Here is an 18672-nt window from a genome sequence, read left to right as displayed (position 1 = left end):
ATCAGCTGTCACCGGTAGAGTTTGAAAAGCGTTACGCAATGAGCTTGCAAGGTGTCTAGAGAATCCGGGGCGATTCAGTTCGTATTTTTTGTTTCGTCTACTAAGCACGGGTGAATGCCTGCTAGCTGCACCTTCCCAAGAAGCTCTAGTGCCAGTGCAGCCCAGATCTGGTAGACCTCAGAATCCGACACTCACCGTTTTCTGTGTGGGTCGATCAGCTCCATGAGACTACTTATCGCTATACGACTCGGAGGACTGGGAACCTTCCTGATGATCCGTGAAGACGTCCAATCTATTTCTGTTACATCAAAAGTTTGGTCATCGTAGATCAAGGTATGACAAAGGTTGGGGCTATTACGACAGAAGCTATCAAGATTGAAACCATCTCTCATTCCATCGATCGAGCCGCCATGCATGACGACAAGATCAAAAGCCACGAGTGAGTATTCCACTAAATGAAGAAAATCGGCAAAGGCTGCCACCGGCGCTATACGATAGTAACCCTGTTCGTTCAGTAACCTTTCGACTTCCAGTCTTTGAGAATGACGTTTGTCGAAAATCATAATTCGCAAGGCCTTTGTAGGCATGATCATATTCCATGAGCGAAGCTACCATGCCTCGCTGCTTCCGGCGTTAGGCAAACAGTTTTATTTCTAAATAGAAAAAGCATACGAGTTACAAGAGAATTGATTAGTTATTTTCTTGGCAAGTAGTTCTCTCAGAAGTCATAGCTGGTCATCCACCCAGTTGGCCAATGACCTGTGGTTCTCCAGTGGCTAGATCTAGCACGCCGACGGCAGGTGGAAAGTATCGGGGCTTAGGGTTCGCTGGCGCCAAGCTAGAATAATCGCCGCATCTTCCAATGCCACTCACTATTGATCAATGCTGCCTCTGCCGAATCGAGGGCGCTACCAGCCACATGTCGGTACATCCAACACCGAAAATCTTTTCTAAAGACAGAGAAGCTTCATTCTCCCTTGCATAGTACGTCAATGCTACATAGAGATAGCCCGCAAACAATATGAACGATCCAGCTTTGAATAGTGACAATCGAGGTAAAAAAAATCTTTAGGAATGATCCGAAATTTCTATCGTCGTCAACACGATGCAAATTACGCATGGCCTTGAAAACCTTCGACAAGCACATGGCTGCATGCCTTCGCTCTCGTGCATCACACTACAGCAAGTCCGCCTACGCTATGGATCGAGCCACTGAGCAACGTGAATGCGGTGGTACAGACCGACACCTATGAAGTGAGGCTGGCCTGGGTTGGCACTGGTCCCACCTTATAGGGAGGCGATGTACGGAATCTCTGATAACAAATTTTGGAATTGCGCTTTTGTAGTAAACATCTAACTGGATAGACGATATCTAGTTAGTATTGACCATAGACTGATATGAAATTTGGTTTGTGATTTCAGTCCAGGGTAAAGCCTTGCGCAGAATGACAGAAACAGAAAGCCCGGTGCGAAGCCAGGCTTTTTGTATTTCGGATGGGACTGATCCCTCAGCAAACTCGAGTGTAGTTCAGTCAGATCTATGATGCAGCTAACACGTTCTCTTAGGTCGGTATCAGATATGAATGGCATGGAAGCGACAACCCATTGAGCATTCTCCCTTTGTGATGGCTGACATTTCGAGCCGACGCTAAAGCGTCATTGAGGCAAATATCATTGGGCATCGAGGCTGCTGACTCAAGTGGATGGTTTCGCCCCTGCCACGTCAGATCAGTGGGAATCATTTGAGGTTGTCAGTGAGCTGAATCACGGCTGGATATCATCAATCCAGATTCATGCCTTTACTTCTCCCGTGTCGTCCTTCACATCAAACAATCCTGCAAAAAAAAGATGGAGTGTGTCCCAGGTACGCACCCACCAACCACCTGCTTCTCCCTCTTCTAACGCTATGAGTGATCGGGTAGTAAGTTTATTTACACCGTCATACAGCTCAAAACTCCCGACTACATCGCCGACAGCAATAGGAGCTTGTAGAGCGTTATTAATGTGTAGGCGCGCTTCTACCTTGCGACCACTATTCTTGGGTAGCGTGAGTGTCACATCATCGCGCAAGCCAACAGCGATTACATCCTTGTCGCCTTTCCAAAGTCGCGGTTGAGCTAAAACTTTCCCGCCTTTCTGATAGGTATTCGTCTCAAAATTGCGAAAGCCATAGTTCAGGATCTTTTGAGCATCTTCCGCACGACTGTTCATCGTGGTCGAGCCAAATACTGCACTGATTAGGCGCCTCCCATCACGAACAGCAGAAGTCACCATGCAGTATCCGGCTTCTTCAGTATGGCCAGTCTTGAGGCCGTCAACACTCGGATCGCGCCAAAGGAGAAGATTCCGATTGGGTTGGCGAATGTTGTTCCAGGTGAAATATTTGTGCGCGTACAACGAGTAGTAAGCTGACTCATCGGTGATGATCGCCCGTGCAAGCCGAGCCATATCATGAGCTGAAGAATAATGTTCAGGTGCCGGCAAGCCTGTAGGGTTCACAAAGTGGGTGTCAGCCAGCCCAAGTTTATTAGCTGTGACATTCATCAACCCAGCAAACGCATCTTCGCTACCCGCGATATGCTCAGATAGCGCCACACTGGCGTCATTGCCAGAGTCGATCACCACACCGCGAAGTAGGTCTCGCACAGACACAACGGCGCCTGGATCAAGAAACATTCTAGAACCGCCCGTTCTCCAGGCATTCTCACTGACAGTGACCGGGTCGTCGACCTTGAGGCGCCCAGCCTGTATCTCATTGGTAGCGACATAAACCGTCATCAACTTGGTCAGGCTGGCTGGGGGCAAGCGCATATCAGCGTTTTGACTATCTATAACCGTACCGGTCGCTACATCCATAAGCACCCAGGATTTTGCGCTCAGTTGCGGTGCTGCGGGGATCATCGCTCTCGGGGTAGGTGACGCAGGACTTGGGGTTGATACTGGAGCCGCCCAAGCTGGTGTCAAAAAAGAACACACAAGAATGAGTGTAAGCCGCAATTTAGGGTGTTTCACAAGTGCCCCGCCTCGGGTAGCAGAAAGACGCACCAAACTAAGTTAGGACTTGTGATCGCTCAAATTAACCCAGGTTAAAATAAATTTAACTTGGCGTGGCAAGAGATGCTTTCACCTCTGGCAAAGGACAGATAATCGACACCGTGGCTCCGCAACCATGCGGTGATTCTTGGATGCTCAATACGAATCCATGCAACCGAACGATTGCCGATACCAGAGAAAGCCCCAACCCATGTCCAGGTTGCTGGCGAGTAGAGTCGACGCGATAAAGCCTGCGAATCACGCTTTCACGTTCTTCATCAGGGATTCCAGGGCCATTATCAGAGACCTCGATACTGAGCGAGTTACCCGCCAGATAGCCCCTAAAGTGAATGACGCCACCCTCGGGAGTAAATTTTATGGCGTTATCCAAAAGATTAACCAACGCCTCGAACAGAAGAGAAACATCACCCGATAAAGCCGGAAGATCCGCTGAAATATCAAGGAGCAGTGTTAGCCCCTTTTCCTGTGCCAACGGCTCGAAAAATTCGTGCACCTGAGTTATTAGGGCCGCAGGTTGAAAAGATTCAAATCCTGATCTTCTCCTCGTATCTTCAAGTTCAGATATTCGCAGCAGCCCTTGGAAGCGCAACATGATGGATTCGCTTTCTTCCAGTGCCATGTTCAAGGTCTCTGCATGAGAGCTATCCAGGGGTAACTGCTGTAGCTGATCAAGATGGGCACGCAGGCGAGTCAGGGGAGTACGCAGATCGTGCGCAATACCGTCACAGGCCCCCTTAACCTCATGCATAAGCTGCTCTATATGCTCGAGCATGACGTTGACAGCATTGGCCAACATGTCGAGCTCATCGCGGCGTGGAGACAGCGGAAGGCGTTCGCCGAGATTGCCCGATACGATACTTTCAGTGCAGCTTTGGAGTCGCTGTACCCTGCGTAAGGGCCTTCGCCTCAGGAGCCACCAACCGATCAGCCCAGGGATAAGGGTAAGAGAAAACCCCCAAAATAATGCTTGCTCGATAATACCGCCGACTGCGGAGATAGAGCCCCCATCGCGCGACAGGATCAAAATTCGACCATCGTCACGATGCTGCATCAGTGCATGGCTGCTTCGGGTTTGCTCTCGTGGCAATGCAATGCTCAATCCTCTCTCGAGATAATGTACCTGGCCGTCACCTGGCAGACTTGCTCGCAAACGAAGCAGGTCGCCGGCGATATGGGTGCCGTCAGCTTCAAATAAGCCGTAGGCGTCGATCCCCGCCGTCGAATACACCTCACTAGCGGCCAACTCGTCTTTTAGGCTGGCATCATCAATTTTTTGGTAATAGTGGGCTCGCTGCATCAATGTCCGCTCGGCAACAGCTCCGAGGTAGGTTGATATTTTCCAATAAAGCACACCTGTAAAAACGGCTCCCCAAGCGATAAAAAACAAGGCGTAGAGCCCAAGAAGGCGGCTATTGGAGGAACGCCAACGCTCATTCCTGGGAGGCAAGAACATAACCAGAACCGCGTATTGTTTGAATAACGGGTGAATTTCCACCCTCGATTTTTTTACGCAGGCGACCGATATGGACATCAATTATGTTCGTGCCTGGATCGAAGTGATATCCCCAAACTGCCTGGAAAAGCATGGTTCTAGTAACCAGCTGACCCGCGTTGCGCATGAAATAAGTGAGCAGTTTGAACTCGGTTGGGAGAAGTGGGATCTGCATGCCCTCGCGACTGAGTGACTGCTCAATAAGATCAATATGGAGGTTGCCGACGCTTAGTAGGCGCTCACTCACACCGGCAAGCGGGCGCCTCAGCAGCACTTCCACCCTGGCTATCATTTCGACCGTAGAGAACGGTTTGGTCAGGTAGTCGTCGCCCCCTGAACGAAGCCCTTTGACCCGCTCATCGACATCTGACAATGCGCTGATCATCAAGACTGGCGTCTGAATACCGAGGCTTCGCAGCGTACTGATTATCGTCAAACCATCGAAATCAGGCAGCATTCGGTCAAGTGTTATCACATCATGGCCGCCAGAAATGGCCGCTGATAATCCATCACGACCGTTCGCCGTCCATAGAACTTCGAATCCATGGGAGGCCAGCGTGTTAACAATAGCCTTGGCTGTAACCTCATCGTCCTCTATCACCAGCGCGCGATTCATTTTTACTCCACACAACGATTGCAAACCTAAAGCTCAAGCGAGCTCCAAGCGCCGTAGGCTTTAAAGATCAGTGCAGCCTAGGTAGGGTGCATCGGACGGTAAACTAAATATTTCTTAACCATCCTTAATTTCGTCATTGCTTGAAAGGTACCTATTTTTTCGCGCCCCCACTGCTAAATCTCATCTCTATGCTCGATTCAGGATATCCCGTCATGACGAAGACCTTATTGAGGCTCGCATTGGCTTGCTTGTTTCTATTTGCAGATGGCATTGAGGCACAGGATGCCACTCCCACCAAAACGCTTACCCTCTTTACGACAGGAGGCTTCATCGCGGCGATTCAATCCATAGCCCCCCTATATGAAAAAACGACGGGAATCAGCCTGGTAACTAAAGAATCCCCACCCACAGGCAATACGCCAACGGCAATCGAAAATCTGTTGGAGAGTGGTCAAAAAGCAGATGTTGTAATCATGGAGGACTGGGAGCTGCGAAAGCTTATAGATCAAGGCCATTTGCAAAAAGCGAGTCGAATTGACCTTGCCAAGTCTTTCATTGCCATGGCCGTCCGCAAAGGCGCTAAAAAGCCCGATATAAGCACCATGAAGAACTTCAAAAAGACGTTGCTCAACGCAAAGTCTCTGGCTCTATCGGATACGCCCAGCGGAACATACCTGTCACGTATTCTCTTCCCTCAAATGCACATCTCAGAAAGGTTGAGGATCAAGACCAGAACAATTTCCGCGAAGCCTGTCGCAGAAGCAGTAGCCCGTGGCGAAGCGGAGATAGGCTTCCAACAATTGAGTGAGCTGATGCACATGGTAGGCATCGATGTGATTGGGCTTATCCCCGATCAGGTTCAGAAAATGACAATGTACTCAGCGGCCATCATCACGGGCAGCGTGCAGCAAGAGGAGGCTGCCGAGCTATTGAAGTTCCTCAGTTCAGAAGCCGCTAGGAGTGCCATGAAGCTCGGCGGATTAACACCTGTTCGATGAGCCTTGCTAGGAGCTGTGTGCTCGCTATTGGACCGCTGCTAGGACTGTAGCTGCTTTGTGGTTGGTCATTTGAGGGGGCGATTTTGTTTGCTGACTCAAGCTTATGCCATCGAGTTCTTGAGGGCTTAGCCTCCTAGGCACGATTTATCGGCAGCTCATCTCACTTTTAATCCTATTCCGATGTTTTGCTTAGTACCGGACTTTCATAATTCACCTCAATGAGCGCCCCATCTGAACTCATCGATTGGCGGCAATTCAATGAGGTATAGACATGACTATCTCCAAAAAACATTTGTGTGCCCTGTTGGCAGGTTCGGCTGCAGCGCTAGCCGCACCGTTCATTTACGCGACCGGTATGCAGCCTGAGACCTCTGTGGTGATATTGTATGAGGCCGAAGGTGAAACCAGCATCAACGTCAAGAACACCGACGGCACTCCGGCACTGTTGTATTCGACTATCGAGAATATTCCCGAGGACACCGAGCCCCTGGTAGTGCTGACTCCACCCGTCACCCGTGTTGAGGCCGGTGAAACCCAGCTTGTGCGTTTCCTGCGTCAAGGAGGCGAGCCGGTGACAACCCAGCGACTCAAGCGCGTAATCTTTGAAGGCATCGCTCCAAAACTCAACAGCCAAGGTCGCTCGACTGTCGGTGTCAGCATGCGTCAGAACCTACCTTTGATCGTTCACCCCAAGGGTCTGGAGCCTAACCGTGAGCCTTGGAAGTTGCTGAAATGGGGTATCCATAACGGCAAGCTGGTGGTAATCAACAACAGCGCCTATGTCGTGCGGTTGTCTCAAGAGCTGAAACTCAAGCCTTCGGGCAAGACGGCCTTGCTGCCACGCACCTATGTCCTGCCTGGTGAGACATTGAAGATGGCGTTGGCACCTGAAGCTATCCACTCAAGCTCGGTAACCATCGGCCCTGGCACGGTCTATGGTTTCTCTGTCGATAAGTACGAAGCGCCTATCGATGCCACTACTAGTTACTGAGCACGCGCAATAGTCAACAGCTTTTGCACTCCCCGCCTGTTTCTACCTAGCAGTCCTAAACCATGAAAAAGCCTTTCCTGGCTACCTATAAGGGTGGCCGCTGCAAACTCGTGCCTGAACAAAGCAAGCGCCCTTTCCTACCGATCTTTGCGCCCCTTGCGTACGCGATCTGGAACGCACTCTTGCTTACGCCGATTGCCGCCCAGGCGGACATGTCGCAGAGGGCTGGGCAAGCCAGCGGCGATTTCGCAAGGTTCGATATGCAAACCCTTAAAGCACGCGGCATTGACCCCAAACTGGCTGATTATTTTCGCGAGCCCGCGCGGTTTACGGAGGGCGCGCACGTGGCTTCACTAGTGGTTAACGGGGTCAAGCTGGGCAGAGTGGATGCCCGGTTCGACAACCACGGAGAGCTGTATTTTGACGAGGCATTGCTGACCAAGGCCCGTCTGAAGGTTCCCGGTTCGCAGTACGTGCTGAGTTCAAAGGACGCCACCGAAAAACGTTATGACTTTGTGGCAGCGTACCCGCAAACCGAGGTCAGCCTGCACCCGAACAAGGATGAGATTTTTCTAGTGGTCCCGCAGCATGCCTTACAGAGCGATGCGTCCCAGATTACGAACTTCAGCAGTGGTGGCACTGCTGCCCTTTTCAACTATGACGTAATGGCCATGCGTTCGGAATTCGGTTCGCAGTCTAGCGACTACCTGTCGGGCTCGACCGATCTGGGGTTCAACATGAGTAACTGGATCGTGCGCAGTCACCAGCTTTATAGCAAGAGCGACGACAGAGAGAGCTTCGAACATTTATACGCATACGCGCAACGCACATTCACCGAGCAAAAGGCCCTGCTGCAGGTCGGGCAGATCAATATCAACAACCCGCTTTTTTCCGGGGGGGCGATTACCGGCGTGCAGATACTGCCCGAAACGGCGCTACTGGGGTCGGCCCGTTCCGGGGCACGGGTAGAGGGCATCGCCAATGCACAATCCACGATAGAAGTACGTCAGGTCGGTGCGTTGATCTACACCACGATCGTGCCGGAAGGACCGTTCAGCCTGAGCGATATACCGTTGCTCAACAGCAACTCCGATCTGGACGTCAAAGTGCGAGACATCACTGGCGCAGAGCGAAACTACGTCGTGTCAGCAGCGTCATTTCGCAACGCTGTTACAGTCCGACCTGGTTACACCTTTTCTGCCGGCAAGATACGCAACCAGGGCGCCAATGATGAGAACCAACCCTGGGTGATTACCGGCACCGGTACCTGGGGCCTGAGTGAAAGCCTGACCGCTACTACCGGGCTGATGGCAGCCACCGACTATCAATCCACCGGATGGGGCGTGGACACCAACCTCGCAAAGGACACCAGCCTGAGTGTGCGTAACCTCTACTCCCACACAGCCAAGGAAGACGTAAAAGGCACCCAGGCCAGTGTCACCTTGAGCACGCGTTTCACCGAGGCCGTGTCGGGCAGTGTGTCGGCTACCCAGCAGACCACCGGCTATCGAGAACTGTCCGACACCACATTGCGTGCTGATGACGATTGGTACAACCGCCGCTACAAGAGCCAATACGGTGCCTCGCTGGGCTGGTCCAATAGCACGCTGGGCAGCTTCAACGTGTCCATTTCACCCAGCCGTACCTTCAATGGCGACTCTACCAACCGCCTGGTGGGCTCTTGGGGGAAAACGTTCAAACATGCCACTGTGTCTGCCACCGTGGAAACCGCATTAAGCGGCTCGTCCAACAGTCAGGGTGACAGCGACGACGCAATCTACTTCAGCGTCAGCGTGCCCCTGGGTCAGTCCCGTAGCGTGCGCACCTATGCCAGCCGACGCGGCGACAACCAGCGTTTTGGTGCAACGTATTCCGAAACCATCAATGACCAGTTCAATTATCGCCTTAGCACCGAGAGCACTGGCGACCGGGGTGACAACTATTCTACCGCCAACCTCTCGGCCATTCCTCGCTTCACCAGCGTGGACCTGGGTTATGCCCAAGGCCCGGATAGCAAGAACTACAACGCTCGAGTCTCCGGCGGCGTAGTAGCACATCACAATGGGGTGACCTTCTCGCCATATCCGGTGCAAGACACCTTCGGCATCGTGGACGTCGGCGACCTGTCCGGGGTCAAGGTGTCGACACCTTATGGCCCGGTGTGGACTGACTACAAAGGCAAAGCAGTGGTGCCACAACTGAGTGCCTACCGAGATAGCCGTGTCGAGGTGCAAACAAAATCGCTGCCGAAACGGATCGACCTACAGAACGGCTTCCAGAGGATTGGCGCCGGCCGTGGTTCGGTGAGTCACCTCGACTTCAAGGTCATCAAAGTTCAACGCATCCTGATTAACGCCTCCGACACAGCAGGACAACCGCTGCCCAAAGGTTCTTCGGTACTCGATGACAAAAACCACTTCCTTACGACGGTTCTGGACAAGGGCGTCATCTTTCTTTCTGACCTGGCCCCTACTGAAGTACTGAGGGTTTCTCTCACTGATGAAAAGTCCTGCCTGCTGAAGATCGACTTCCCCAAGGAGACTGACTATGACGCTTTTTACGATGTTGCATCGGCTGTTTGTTATGCGCCGTAGCACCAGTACAGATTACGCGCGATGGCTTGGCACTGCGCTTACCCTGGTTGCCAGTAGTACGTTCGCGGCCGACTGCGAAATGCGTTTGAGCAACCCGGAGGTCGATTACGGCACACTTAACCGGAGCGATATGGATATCCGCGGGAGTGTTCCGATTGCCCTCGGAAACCGGCAACTAAACCTGACGGTGGTCTGTCGCGAAGAAACCCGCTTTGGATTGCGGTTTGAGGGACAAGCGGCGGATTTGAATAGCTACCGGTTTGCCGATAAAGGCCATTTCACAATAACGCTGAGTAACGCAACGCTGGATGGAAATACCGTGCAACTCGCTCAGGCTGGCAGTGCCAGGCCGTTATCGCCAACGGAGCTACTGCGCCCAAATCAAGTGGTGACAACTATGGTTCAAGGTCAGCGGGCTGTTGGCAAAGTTTTTTTGGCTCAGGTTGAAATTCAAACGTATATCAGTGACACAGAGACATATGCGCGCGACATCACCGTACTTGAAGGGCTCGGTAGGTTGACACTGGATACACAATAGAAGATTGCATATCGACTTTTATTTTTAGGCTTGTTCCTAGAGCTTCACAAACATAATTAATAAGAAAATAGCATTCAGCTGGAATGGAAGCCAGCCACTCTGCCATTGGAGCAGACCTACCTAACTTTTCGTAACGGAGAAATAAAAATGCGCTTCAATCCAAAACTCGCCGCATGGGCCTTCGCCACTACTGCGACAGCCTTTTCTTTGGGTGCACATGCTGCATCGGTTGAGGTAAAAGTAATTGGCACTATTATTCCGAACGCCTGCACTCCGACATTGGCGGGTGGTGGCACTATCGATTACGGCACACACAGCTCTACTGACTTGAGCACAAACGATTTTACCCTGTTGCCTGAAAAAAATGTTGCGTTCACTATTGTTTGCAATGCACCGACAAAAGTTGCGCTGAAGGCTATAGATAATCGTGCGGGCACACGAGTCCCTGGAGCAGTAAAGAAAATCAGGCCAGCCTTGAATGAAATCGGTGCCTTTGGTTTGGGCAATGCGTCCGGAAAAAATATTGGTGTTTATGCGATGACCTTAGCCGTAAATGACTTCACTGCTGACGGCGCCCAAGTTGAATCAACCTTCAGCAAAAACTCCGGCACTACATGGCTAAACTCAAGTTCAGGAGGTATTGCAAATGATGGTTCTGTTCTCATGTCATGGTCGGCAACAACCGCTGGCGCTCCAATCGCATTCAAAACTCTGTCAGGTACTTTAAACGTGCAGGCCGCGTTGAATAAAGGTTCTGAACTGGATCTGAGCAGCGATGTGTCTCTGGACGGTTCAGCCACGCTAGAGTTAGTCTATTTGTAATACAAAATCGGCCCGTAGCGTTTATTCGCTACGGGCTTTTGCCCCACGCTATTTCTCTACTCATTATGTATTATCGATTGCGCAACGCCAGATATTATCATGCCCGCGACATACAACATCGGTCGCAGTACCCCCCTACGTTTATTATCGTTCCGTCCCCGCTAACACCACTAAGACTCCAATCAGAAATTTGCAAAGCCATATCGCCATAGACAAACAAATGTCGCCTGGTACTGCATACAGGAAATCCGAGGCTGAAGAACCCTTCCTACTCAAGGGCAATGGCGTCTTTACCACGATGCATTTTCCCCGCCGCATCAATCATGATGCTGTCGGCGTGAAATAATCCTAACGCTGCTTTGATGTCTAGCGAGGTAGACCATCTTCCATAATAGAGAAAAACTCCTCGCCGTTCTCGAGCCTCCGCTTTTTTCTGACATCATGATTTTCCTTTTACAGATTTTATGTAGCTGCCGCAAAAAAAACTCACAGGCAATAACTTGTGAGCTTTCTCAAATTCAAGAATGAACCTACGGATATGCGTAAAACTTCACAGGCTACTCTAGTGCCTTCATTATCTTGAACAACCCATTGTTAGAGGTTATTCCTAGTTTGCGAAAAGCTGTGGCTTTCTGCGTACTGATGGTTTTTATACTGCGGTTGAACTTCTCGGCGATTTCCGTGATGGTCATGCCGTCGAGATAACAGCGGATAACCTCCTGCTCACGCGCCGACAGTAAAGCCAATTGCAGCACGTTAGTGTCACTGCTGATTAATTGAGGTGAATTGTCACTTTGCTGGATGCCATCGACTACTTTATAAGAAGCTTCTGCACTTAGGTAAACAACTCCGGAAGCCACCACCCGGATAGCCTTGGCGAGGTATGTCAGATCCTCATCCTTGCCAATGAATCCGCGCGCTCCAACTCGCAGGGCCAGCGAGACAGTGGCCGGATCGTGGTGAGTTGACAGCACAAGGATCCGGCAGGCAGGAAAGCGAACCCGCAAAGCGCGAATCAATGAAACACCATCAAGCTCGTCGCGACCGAGAACGAAGTCCAGCAAAAGCACATCGACGGGCACTGTAGACATGCCGCGCATCAGTTCCCGGCTGTTTTTATATATCCCGACGATCTCTATGCCGGGGGCGTCGCCTAGGTAACTGGCAAGACCTTGGCGAACGACAGCATGGTCGTCGAGTAATGCAACACGTATAGGCTTCATGGCGTTCAGACGTCACTCGGTATGGACCAGGTAGCTCAAAGACTAAAATGAGAATAGTCAATACTGGTACCTGATTGAGAATTTTTTAAGTACAAACACACAGTTCTGGAAAGTCGCACCCAGGCTTTTGTCATGCACTACCGCGCGACGAGTCTCAGGAAATCAGCCTGCTCCAATGGAGGGGCCAGAGCCAATCCTTGTCCGGCGCTGCAACCTAGACGGTTGAGCATCTCGATGCTGGATGGGTCCTCAATACCCTCGGTCACCAGATTCAAGTTGAAGTAGCGGGCAAGGTTAACGATACCGGAAATGATCTCGCTCGATTGTGGCGATTGCTCAGCAATTCCAGCTAACTTTCCGTCGATTTTCATCTCATCGAAGGGTATGTGCGTCAACAGAGCCAGCGTTGCGGCGCCGGCACCGAAGTCTCCGAGCGAAATCAGAAAACCCTTCGCTCGGAGTGCCATGATGGACGCTGACAACACCAGTTCGTTTCCAGGGGGGATTTGCTCAGTCAGCTCGATCTTCAATCGCCGGGCAGGCAAACCGGCCTTGTGCATCTTGATTGCCAACCGGGTAGCCAGTCCGGTGGCACACAGCGTGCGGGCCGAGGCATTTATAGCGATGGGAATGTCTATACCCAGACGATCGAGCGTACCGAGGACTTCAATCACCGCTCTCTCGACATGACTGAACAGCAAGAGGCCTAACCCTAACTGTTCGACCATCGGGATCAGGATCAACGGGGGGATGTCGCCGTGGATTGGGTGTTGCCAGCGTATCAGCGCTTCGGCACCGATCACTTGACGACTGGCCAAGTTATATTGCGGCTGCAGCACCACACGCAGATTTTCACCCGACGTTATCACTGACACGACATCGTCTTCGCTGATCAATAACTCAAATCTGTTAGATTGCGACAGCTGCGGTAGCAAGTGTTCGGCAGTAGCAAGCTTTTCGAGTACTTGTAGAAGTTGAGTGGGATGATTCTCGGCAACGATCTCAACCCGTATGCCCGATGCTCTGGCGAGTCGGGCATACGAGGCCAAGGCTATACTGGAAATACCTTTGACGATATCCGTACGGCCCTGCTCGATGGCAGCGGCCGACGAAGTCGCATCATCAAGCGCACTGGCCTTTATGGTCCAGACAATATGGGGAGCTCTGCATACCCGGCCGTAGGCGTTAAGTTCACCGACCCAACACGGTAGCATCAGACTGTCGACATGATCAGCATGAATCTCGGCCATAACGATGTCCATAGGTTGCTTACGCAGGCGCAGCCTGCTCAGCGATTCAACGTGCTCAATATGGAAAAGACCACTGCCGCTCAGACGCTCTGTCATGCGTAACACATATTGTTCATCGTGGCTTAATACGACCAGATTGACTCGGGGGGGAGGCGTTAGAGTAAGGGGCGAGTTTTTCAACTTGACGATCGCTTCATGAGTGTACTGACAACTCATTTAAACAACGCCTGATCATTTCACGCTATAAGACTGCTCTTAAAAATAATGTGAGATGGCAACCCGTATTCTTATCTCGCTCGTGGCGCGCGAGCAGTACAGTATAATTGACGGCCGCTCATGCCAGCGGTAGGGTTTCGATCAAAAGCGTGAGGTCATTCGCTGCTTTCCAGGAGGCATGGTCGTGAGAAAAAATGCAGAAAAATCCGATAGGCCTGTTGTTATCTTCAATATTGATTTTTTCCAACCTAAGTACCAGGTGAAAGCACCATGAAGCGGGGAGCGGCGTTATGGCCTGCGGTTTTTCTTGTCTGGTTACCGTCAGTTTTCTCCCAGCCACTGGATCTTACTCCTGAGGAGCGCGCCTGGATTGCTGCACACCCAGTCCTTCATATAGCGGTCGAGCCTGAATGGAAACCGTTACAGTATGTGGAGGACGGTCAGGACATGGGGTTGGCCACTGAGTACATAGACTTCATCGAGCGCAGCACAGGCCTTCGATTTGAGCCTGTGCCCGACACGGGAGTTGGACAGGGGAGGATAGAGAAGTTTCAGCGGGGTGAAGTAGATGTACTTCCCGGGATCATGCAGATGTTTGCGGAGAAATCGATTATCGATGCCGCCCTTTTTACCAATGTCTATTACACGGGGGCAACGATAGTTGTCACGCGTAAAAACAGTCAGCCGGTATTTGATCTACGCCGACTGAACGGGCATGTTGTTGCTGTCAAGAAGGACAGTTCATATGAGAGCGCAATCAGAACGCTCTATCCTGCTATCAAAATTCTTGAAACGAAAACACCCGAAGACTCGCTGATTGCAGTCATTGAACGGCGTGCTGATGCGGCAGTAGACGTTGCACCTGCACTGCTACCCTTTTTGCGCAGCAAATATGATGAAGAACTGTATGTCTCCGGCGGGATCGCCCGTTTGCCTATGGAGCTTTCCATGGCAGTACGACGTGATCTGCCGATTTTGCGCGATATCCTTGACAAGGTGCTGGCGTCCATGACTGCTGAACAAGTCGATGCAATGATACAGCGCGAGCTCGAGTCGGCCAACTATGGCAGACCATCGCTAACCGTACTGTTGCGCTATTACGGCCTGCAAATGGCGCTGATCTTGAGCGGCCTGTTGTTGATCGGAGGGTTTGCGATTCACGCAAGACAGCAACGGCGCCTGGCCATACTCAGCGAGAAAGAGAAAACCATGTTTCTGGCCGTGCTTACCCATGAGATTCGCTCGCCGATGAATGCCATTCTCGCCTCCATGGAGCTGCTGATGCAGCGTACCGAGCTGCCTGAAGAGTCTCATCGTTTGTTGGCGGTAGCTTCCAGCGGTGCGGAGAACTTGCTGTATTTGTTGGATGACGTTCTGGACATTTCCAAGCTCGAGGCCGGACGGCTTCAACTGGATCTGGGGCCCGTCGATATCATGGAGCTGACCCGCTCAGTTGTGGATTTGCTGGCGCTGAAAGCGAAGAACGGAGTTGAGCTTGAGCTGATACAAGAACACCCCATTGAACCCCATCTGATGCTGGATAGGTTTCGCGTTGAACAGGTGTTGCATAACCTCATCTCAAATGCGATCAAGTTCACGCCTGAAGGTGGCGTGACGATCAGTATACGGTTGGATCCCAGCCCTCCCCCGCTAAACCGGCATCAATTACAAATCCGCATAGTGGATACAGGTATCGGAATAGACGCCGACTCTCTTCAACGGCTTTTTCAACCATACACCCAAGCAAGCACGAATACTGCGCGCAAGTTTGGTGGCACCGGGCTTGGCTTGACCATCTGCAGGCAACTATTGGAATTGATGGGTGGTTCTATAGATCTCGAGAGCGAGCCTGGTAAAGGCTCTATCGCCTCAGTGCGGCTACCCTGTGATATTTACGTTCCGCCGCTCCATCTACAAGAACAGGGCCTATCCAGACAACAATTTGATGTGCCAGCGACGGAGCGTGTACTCAGGGTCTTGCTGGTAGAGGATATGCCTGCGAATCAAGCCGTCCTCCACGCCCAGCTCGAAGCCTTGGGCTACAGCCCGACACTCGCACCCGATGGGGAACAAGCCTTGTTTGCACTTGAGCAAAACACGTTTGACATTGTGTTATTAGACTGTGATCTCCCGAGCATTTCCGGCTATGAGGTGGCCCGCCAGTGGCGAGCCATAGAGTCGTCGCTCGCCCTTGCACCTACGCCAATCATGGCGATCTCCGCATCGACCGATGATGAACACACCACCACCTGCTTCGAAGCAGGCATGGACGGCGTACTGAAAAAACCCATCAAGCTGGGCAAGTTAAGAGATGCACTTCAACTCTGGACAGATTTGCCACTGGCACATATTGATGATGAGGCCGCATTCGTTACAGATGAACGAACAGCTTTCGCGCACCTCTGGAGCGACGTGCATGCGTTACGGGCCGCAGTTGAAATGGCTGACATGGAAGACGCGACTCATTACGCGCATCGATTGTTTGGTGCCTTCGCAATATTGAACCAACCAGATATGGCATCGTTGGCGAAATCAATGGAGGCCCGCCTTAAGGTCGGGTCCTTTAGCTCTGTACAGACGGATCTTCTCACATTGGAGCAGCTACTGGGGCAATGTGCGTCATCCACAGGATCAGACAGAATTTCACCATGAGAGGATGATCGAACGCCTTTTAATCCCATTCCGATAGTCTGCACTCTGCACGACTACGTACAGTATTTGGCATCAATATATTTCTATGGGCAGATACGATGTCATCGAATCCGATGCAGACGGAGCATTACAAAACTTTGCCTCAGGTGCTGATTGTAGGAGCAGTTGACGTTATCGGCTACAGCCCATCTTTCACCTACGAGGCGCAGTTCGTAGCGAACTTGAGTGCAGCTGCAATCGTACTGGCCACGCGACGGTTTGACGTCGTGCTGAACAGTATCTCGGCGGAGCGTGCCGAGGGGCTAGCCTTGCCGTCATTGCTGCTGGATCTTAGGCGGCAATGCATATTGTCGAATTTGCCTGTTGTCATATGGTACAGCGCACAGGAGCAGGATTCCCTGGAATGGCATGTACGAGTAGCCGGACGTGCGGGTGTAAAAGTCCTGCTCTTCGACTTGGCTAGTGCAAATATCGATATGAATGTCGCCTGCGCGCTCTTGGAGAGCACTCATGTCGGGCCAGGCCAGCACAGCAAAAATCAAGCGCCCAGCGCAGTTGAGCTGATGCGCGCCCTGATGGCCAATATCGACCTCAGAATAGTGCTGCAACCACAACTCAACCTGCAAACCGGCGAGATCGTAGGTGCCGAAGCGCTGGCGCGTTGGAACCATGTATCCAAAGGCAATATTGCGCCGGCAACCTTTGTGCCGTTGGCGCGCCAAGCCGGTGTGGAGCTACTGCTCTTCCACACAGTGCTGACTAGAGTGATTGCGCTGTTGAGCGATCTGCACCGTCAGGGTATTGCGGTGCCGATAGCCGTAAATGCATCAGCCTCGATATTATCCACGACTGGGATTGGTCAATCACTCGCGCGAAGGCTTCGAGAAGCAGACGTGCCCACTTCACTGCTCACGATCGAATTGACGGAAGATGTGCCAGTTCATGATTGGCTTGCCTTGTCGATGGAGTTGGGTTCTCTGCGCATGTGGGGCTTTCCGATTGCAATGGACGATTTTGGTTGTGGCTTTGCTTCGATAGACCTGTTGACTCAAATGCCATTTTCCAAACTCAAAATTGACGGCCGCTTCGTACAAGGTATGGCCGATGACTGCGGCTGTTGTGCGGCAGTCTGCGCGGCGATTTCGATAGGCCAGGCCATGGACCTGGATGTCATCGCCGAAGGGATTGAATCTTCGTCGCAGGTTGAGGCGTTGCTCAAGCACGGGTACCGCACGGGACAGGGCTTTGCCTTGTCGTTACCTCTGGAGGTGGACGATTTCATACGCACGCTCGCCACCGGAGCCTGAGAGCTATTACGGCGACGACGTATTCGACGCTCGAAGAGTGGCAGATCAGTGTCTCGCTACTACCCGCCGGTCGTACCCCCTTCCCTGTACACCGCAAGCCACCGGTCATCCCGGTATCGGCTCCAAAGCCCGGCAGTAATCCGCGAATCAGGCTGGGCAAGTAGGCTCACCATGGTCGAGGCCCTGGAGCAGGCGTTGGCTGTACAGGCTCGCCTTGCCATCGCGCCAGGTCAGAGTTAATACATATAGCGTGTCGAAATCATCACGCCTCCAATCCTCGGCGATCATCCCCTCCTCACCAAGGGCCTTGCCTGCTACGGCATTGATCAGTTCCGGGAGGTAACCACGAGACCAGGCGGTGTAGACCGTCGCGTTGTGATATTTCTTGCGCAGTAGCTCGTCCGCCAGTTCGTCAGTGTCGTTTGCCCCAAAGTCGATATTCACCGACAGGCCAAGGCGGATGGCGCTGGGGCCGATAGTCATCAGCGGGCGAATATAGCTATAGCGTTGGTCCTGACGCCCCTCCTTAACATATCGCAAGGGGTTGGCAGCGAACACGTAGTCGGCTTTGCCGAAACGCTCAGGCAGCATTATAGCGAGGTCCAGGGCGCGATTGAGCCCTTGGCAGTTCAGCTGCCCCAATCCCTCGCTGGGTTTTTCGGCGTGGCGCACGAATACCAGAGTCTGGGTGCCGTCCGTCGATTTGACCTGACGTTCACTCCCCACTAGGGATGGCTGCACGGTTATGGCGGCAAGTCCCAGGATCGGCACCACGTGACGAAGGGACAGAAAGACAGATTTAAGGCGGGGAGGTAATTTATCCAACTTGAATATCGCTTGATGTTTAATAAGTCAACATACTTAAGCAAAGACCATCATAGGGTTCTATAGGACTACACCTAAATTATTCAGCTTGCTG

Annotated in this window: 14 protein-coding genes; 7 read left to right on the top strand and 7 right to left on the bottom strand. The window is 52.0% G+C overall.

Going from position 1 to position 18672, the window contains the following annotated elements; all coding sequences use genetic code 11:
• Positions 1-191: 191 nt before the first annotated feature.
• The 4 genes from AC07V4_RS20525 to AC07V4_RS20510 all read right to left on the bottom strand — a co-directional run bounded on the left by AC07V4_RS20525 (position 192) and on the right by AC07V4_RS20510 (position 5162).
• The gene (locus tag AC07V4_RS20525; RefSeq protein WP_457385335.1) at positions 192-587 is read right to left on the bottom strand and encodes a response regulator; all 396 of its coding nucleotides are present in this window, start codon (positions 585-587) and stop codon (positions 192-194) included.
• A 1204-nt stretch (positions 588-1791) separates the two neighbouring features.
• Positions 1792-3012 (bottom strand): D-alanyl-D-alanine carboxypeptidase family protein, encoded by a 1221-nt coding sequence (locus tag AC07V4_RS20520; protein ID WP_492636713.1) that lies wholly within the window; start codon positions 3010-3012, stop codon positions 1792-1794.
• An 85-nt stretch (positions 3013-3097) separates the two neighbouring features.
• The gene (locus AC07V4_RS20515; RefSeq protein WP_492636712.1) at positions 3098-4507 is read right to left on the bottom strand and encodes a sensor histidine kinase; all 1410 of its coding nucleotides are present in this window, start codon (positions 4505-4507) and stop codon (positions 3098-3100) included.
• Positions 4485-5162 carry a response regulator transcription factor gene (locus AC07V4_RS20510; protein ID WP_492636711.1) on the bottom strand — a complete coding sequence of 226 codons (678 nt, stop codon included), beginning with the start codon at positions 5160-5162 and terminating at the stop codon, positions 4485-4487. Before AC07V4_RS20510 ends, AC07V4_RS20515 begins: the two co-directional genes overlap by 23 nt.
• Positions 5163-5374: 212 nt before the next feature.
• On the opposite strand from AC07V4_RS20510, the gene AC07V4_RS20505 reads away from it, so the two are divergent.
• The 5 genes from AC07V4_RS20505 to AC07V4_RS20485 all read left to right on the top strand — a co-directional run bounded on the left by AC07V4_RS20505 (position 5375) and on the right by AC07V4_RS20485 (position 11105).
• Positions 5375-6160, top strand: coding sequence for a substrate-binding domain-containing protein (locus AC07V4_RS20505; RefSeq protein ID WP_492636710.1), 786 nt, complete (start codon positions 5375-5377; stop codon positions 6158-6160).
• Positions 6161-6431: 271 nt separating this feature from the next.
• Positions 6432-7151 carry a fimbria/pilus chaperone family protein gene (locus tag AC07V4_RS20500; protein ID WP_177022825.1) on the top strand — a complete coding sequence of 240 codons (720 nt, stop codon included), beginning with the start codon at positions 6432-6434 and terminating at the stop codon, positions 7149-7151.
• Between the two features lie 62 nt (positions 7152-7213).
• Positions 7214-9745 (top strand): fimbrial biogenesis usher protein, encoded by a 2532-nt coding sequence (locus AC07V4_RS20495; protein ID WP_492636709.1) that lies wholly within the window; start codon positions 7214-7216, stop codon positions 9743-9745.
• A complete protein-coding gene (locus tag AC07V4_RS20490; protein WP_457385349.1) occupies positions 9699-10283 on the top strand; it encodes a DUF1120 domain-containing protein in 585 nt (194 codons plus the stop codon). Before AC07V4_RS20495 ends, AC07V4_RS20490 begins: the two co-directional genes overlap by 47 nt.
• A gap of 147 nt (positions 10284-10430) precedes the next feature.
• Complete coding sequence (locus AC07V4_RS20485; protein ID WP_492636708.1) at positions 10431-11105, top strand: DUF1120 domain-containing protein; 675 nt, start codon at positions 10431-10433, stop codon at positions 11103-11105.
• Positions 11106-11662: 557 nt separating this feature from the next.
• Here the strand turns inward: AC07V4_RS20485 and AC07V4_RS20480 are convergent.
• Together AC07V4_RS20480 and AC07V4_RS20475 are read right to left on the bottom strand one after the other, a co-directional pair.
• Positions 11663-12328 carry a response regulator transcription factor gene (locus AC07V4_RS20480; protein ID WP_492636707.1) on the bottom strand — a complete coding sequence of 222 codons (666 nt, stop codon included), beginning with the start codon at positions 12326-12328 and terminating at the stop codon, positions 11663-11665.
• Positions 12329-12465: 137 nt separating this feature from the next.
• Positions 12466-13794 carry an EAL domain-containing protein gene (locus AC07V4_RS20475; protein ID WP_492636706.1) on the bottom strand — a complete coding sequence of 443 codons (1329 nt, stop codon included), beginning with the start codon at positions 13792-13794 and terminating at the stop codon, positions 12466-12468.
• 270 nt (positions 13795-14064) lie between these two features.
• On the opposite strand from AC07V4_RS20475, the gene AC07V4_RS20470 reads away from it, so the two are divergent.
• Together AC07V4_RS20470 and AC07V4_RS20465 are read left to right on the top strand one after the other, a co-directional pair.
• Positions 14065-16446 (top strand): ATP-binding protein, encoded by a 2382-nt coding sequence (locus AC07V4_RS20470; protein WP_492636705.1) that lies wholly within the window; start codon positions 14065-14067, stop codon positions 16444-16446.
• Between the two features lie 98 nt (positions 16447-16544).
• Positions 16545-17753 carry an EAL domain-containing protein gene (locus tag AC07V4_RS20465; RefSeq protein ID WP_492636704.1) on the top strand — a complete coding sequence of 403 codons (1209 nt, stop codon included), beginning with the start codon at positions 16545-16547 and terminating at the stop codon, positions 17751-17753.
• Positions 17754-17900: 147 nt separating this feature from the next.
• Here the strand turns inward: AC07V4_RS20465 and AC07V4_RS20460 are convergent, their stop codons facing one another.
• The gene (locus AC07V4_RS20460) at positions 17901-18500 is read right to left on the bottom strand and encodes a histidine phosphatase family protein (RefSeq protein ID WP_492636727.1); all 600 of its coding nucleotides are present in this window, start codon (positions 18498-18500) and stop codon (positions 17901-17903) included.
• Between the last annotated feature and the right edge of the window lie 172 nt (positions 18501-18672).

The sequence above is a fragment of the Pseudomonas sp. GW821-FHT03A09 genome (genome assembly GCF_059421065.1).
Note: the sequence above shows the minus strand (reverse complement) of the source record. Positions and strands in the feature narration are given on the sequence as shown.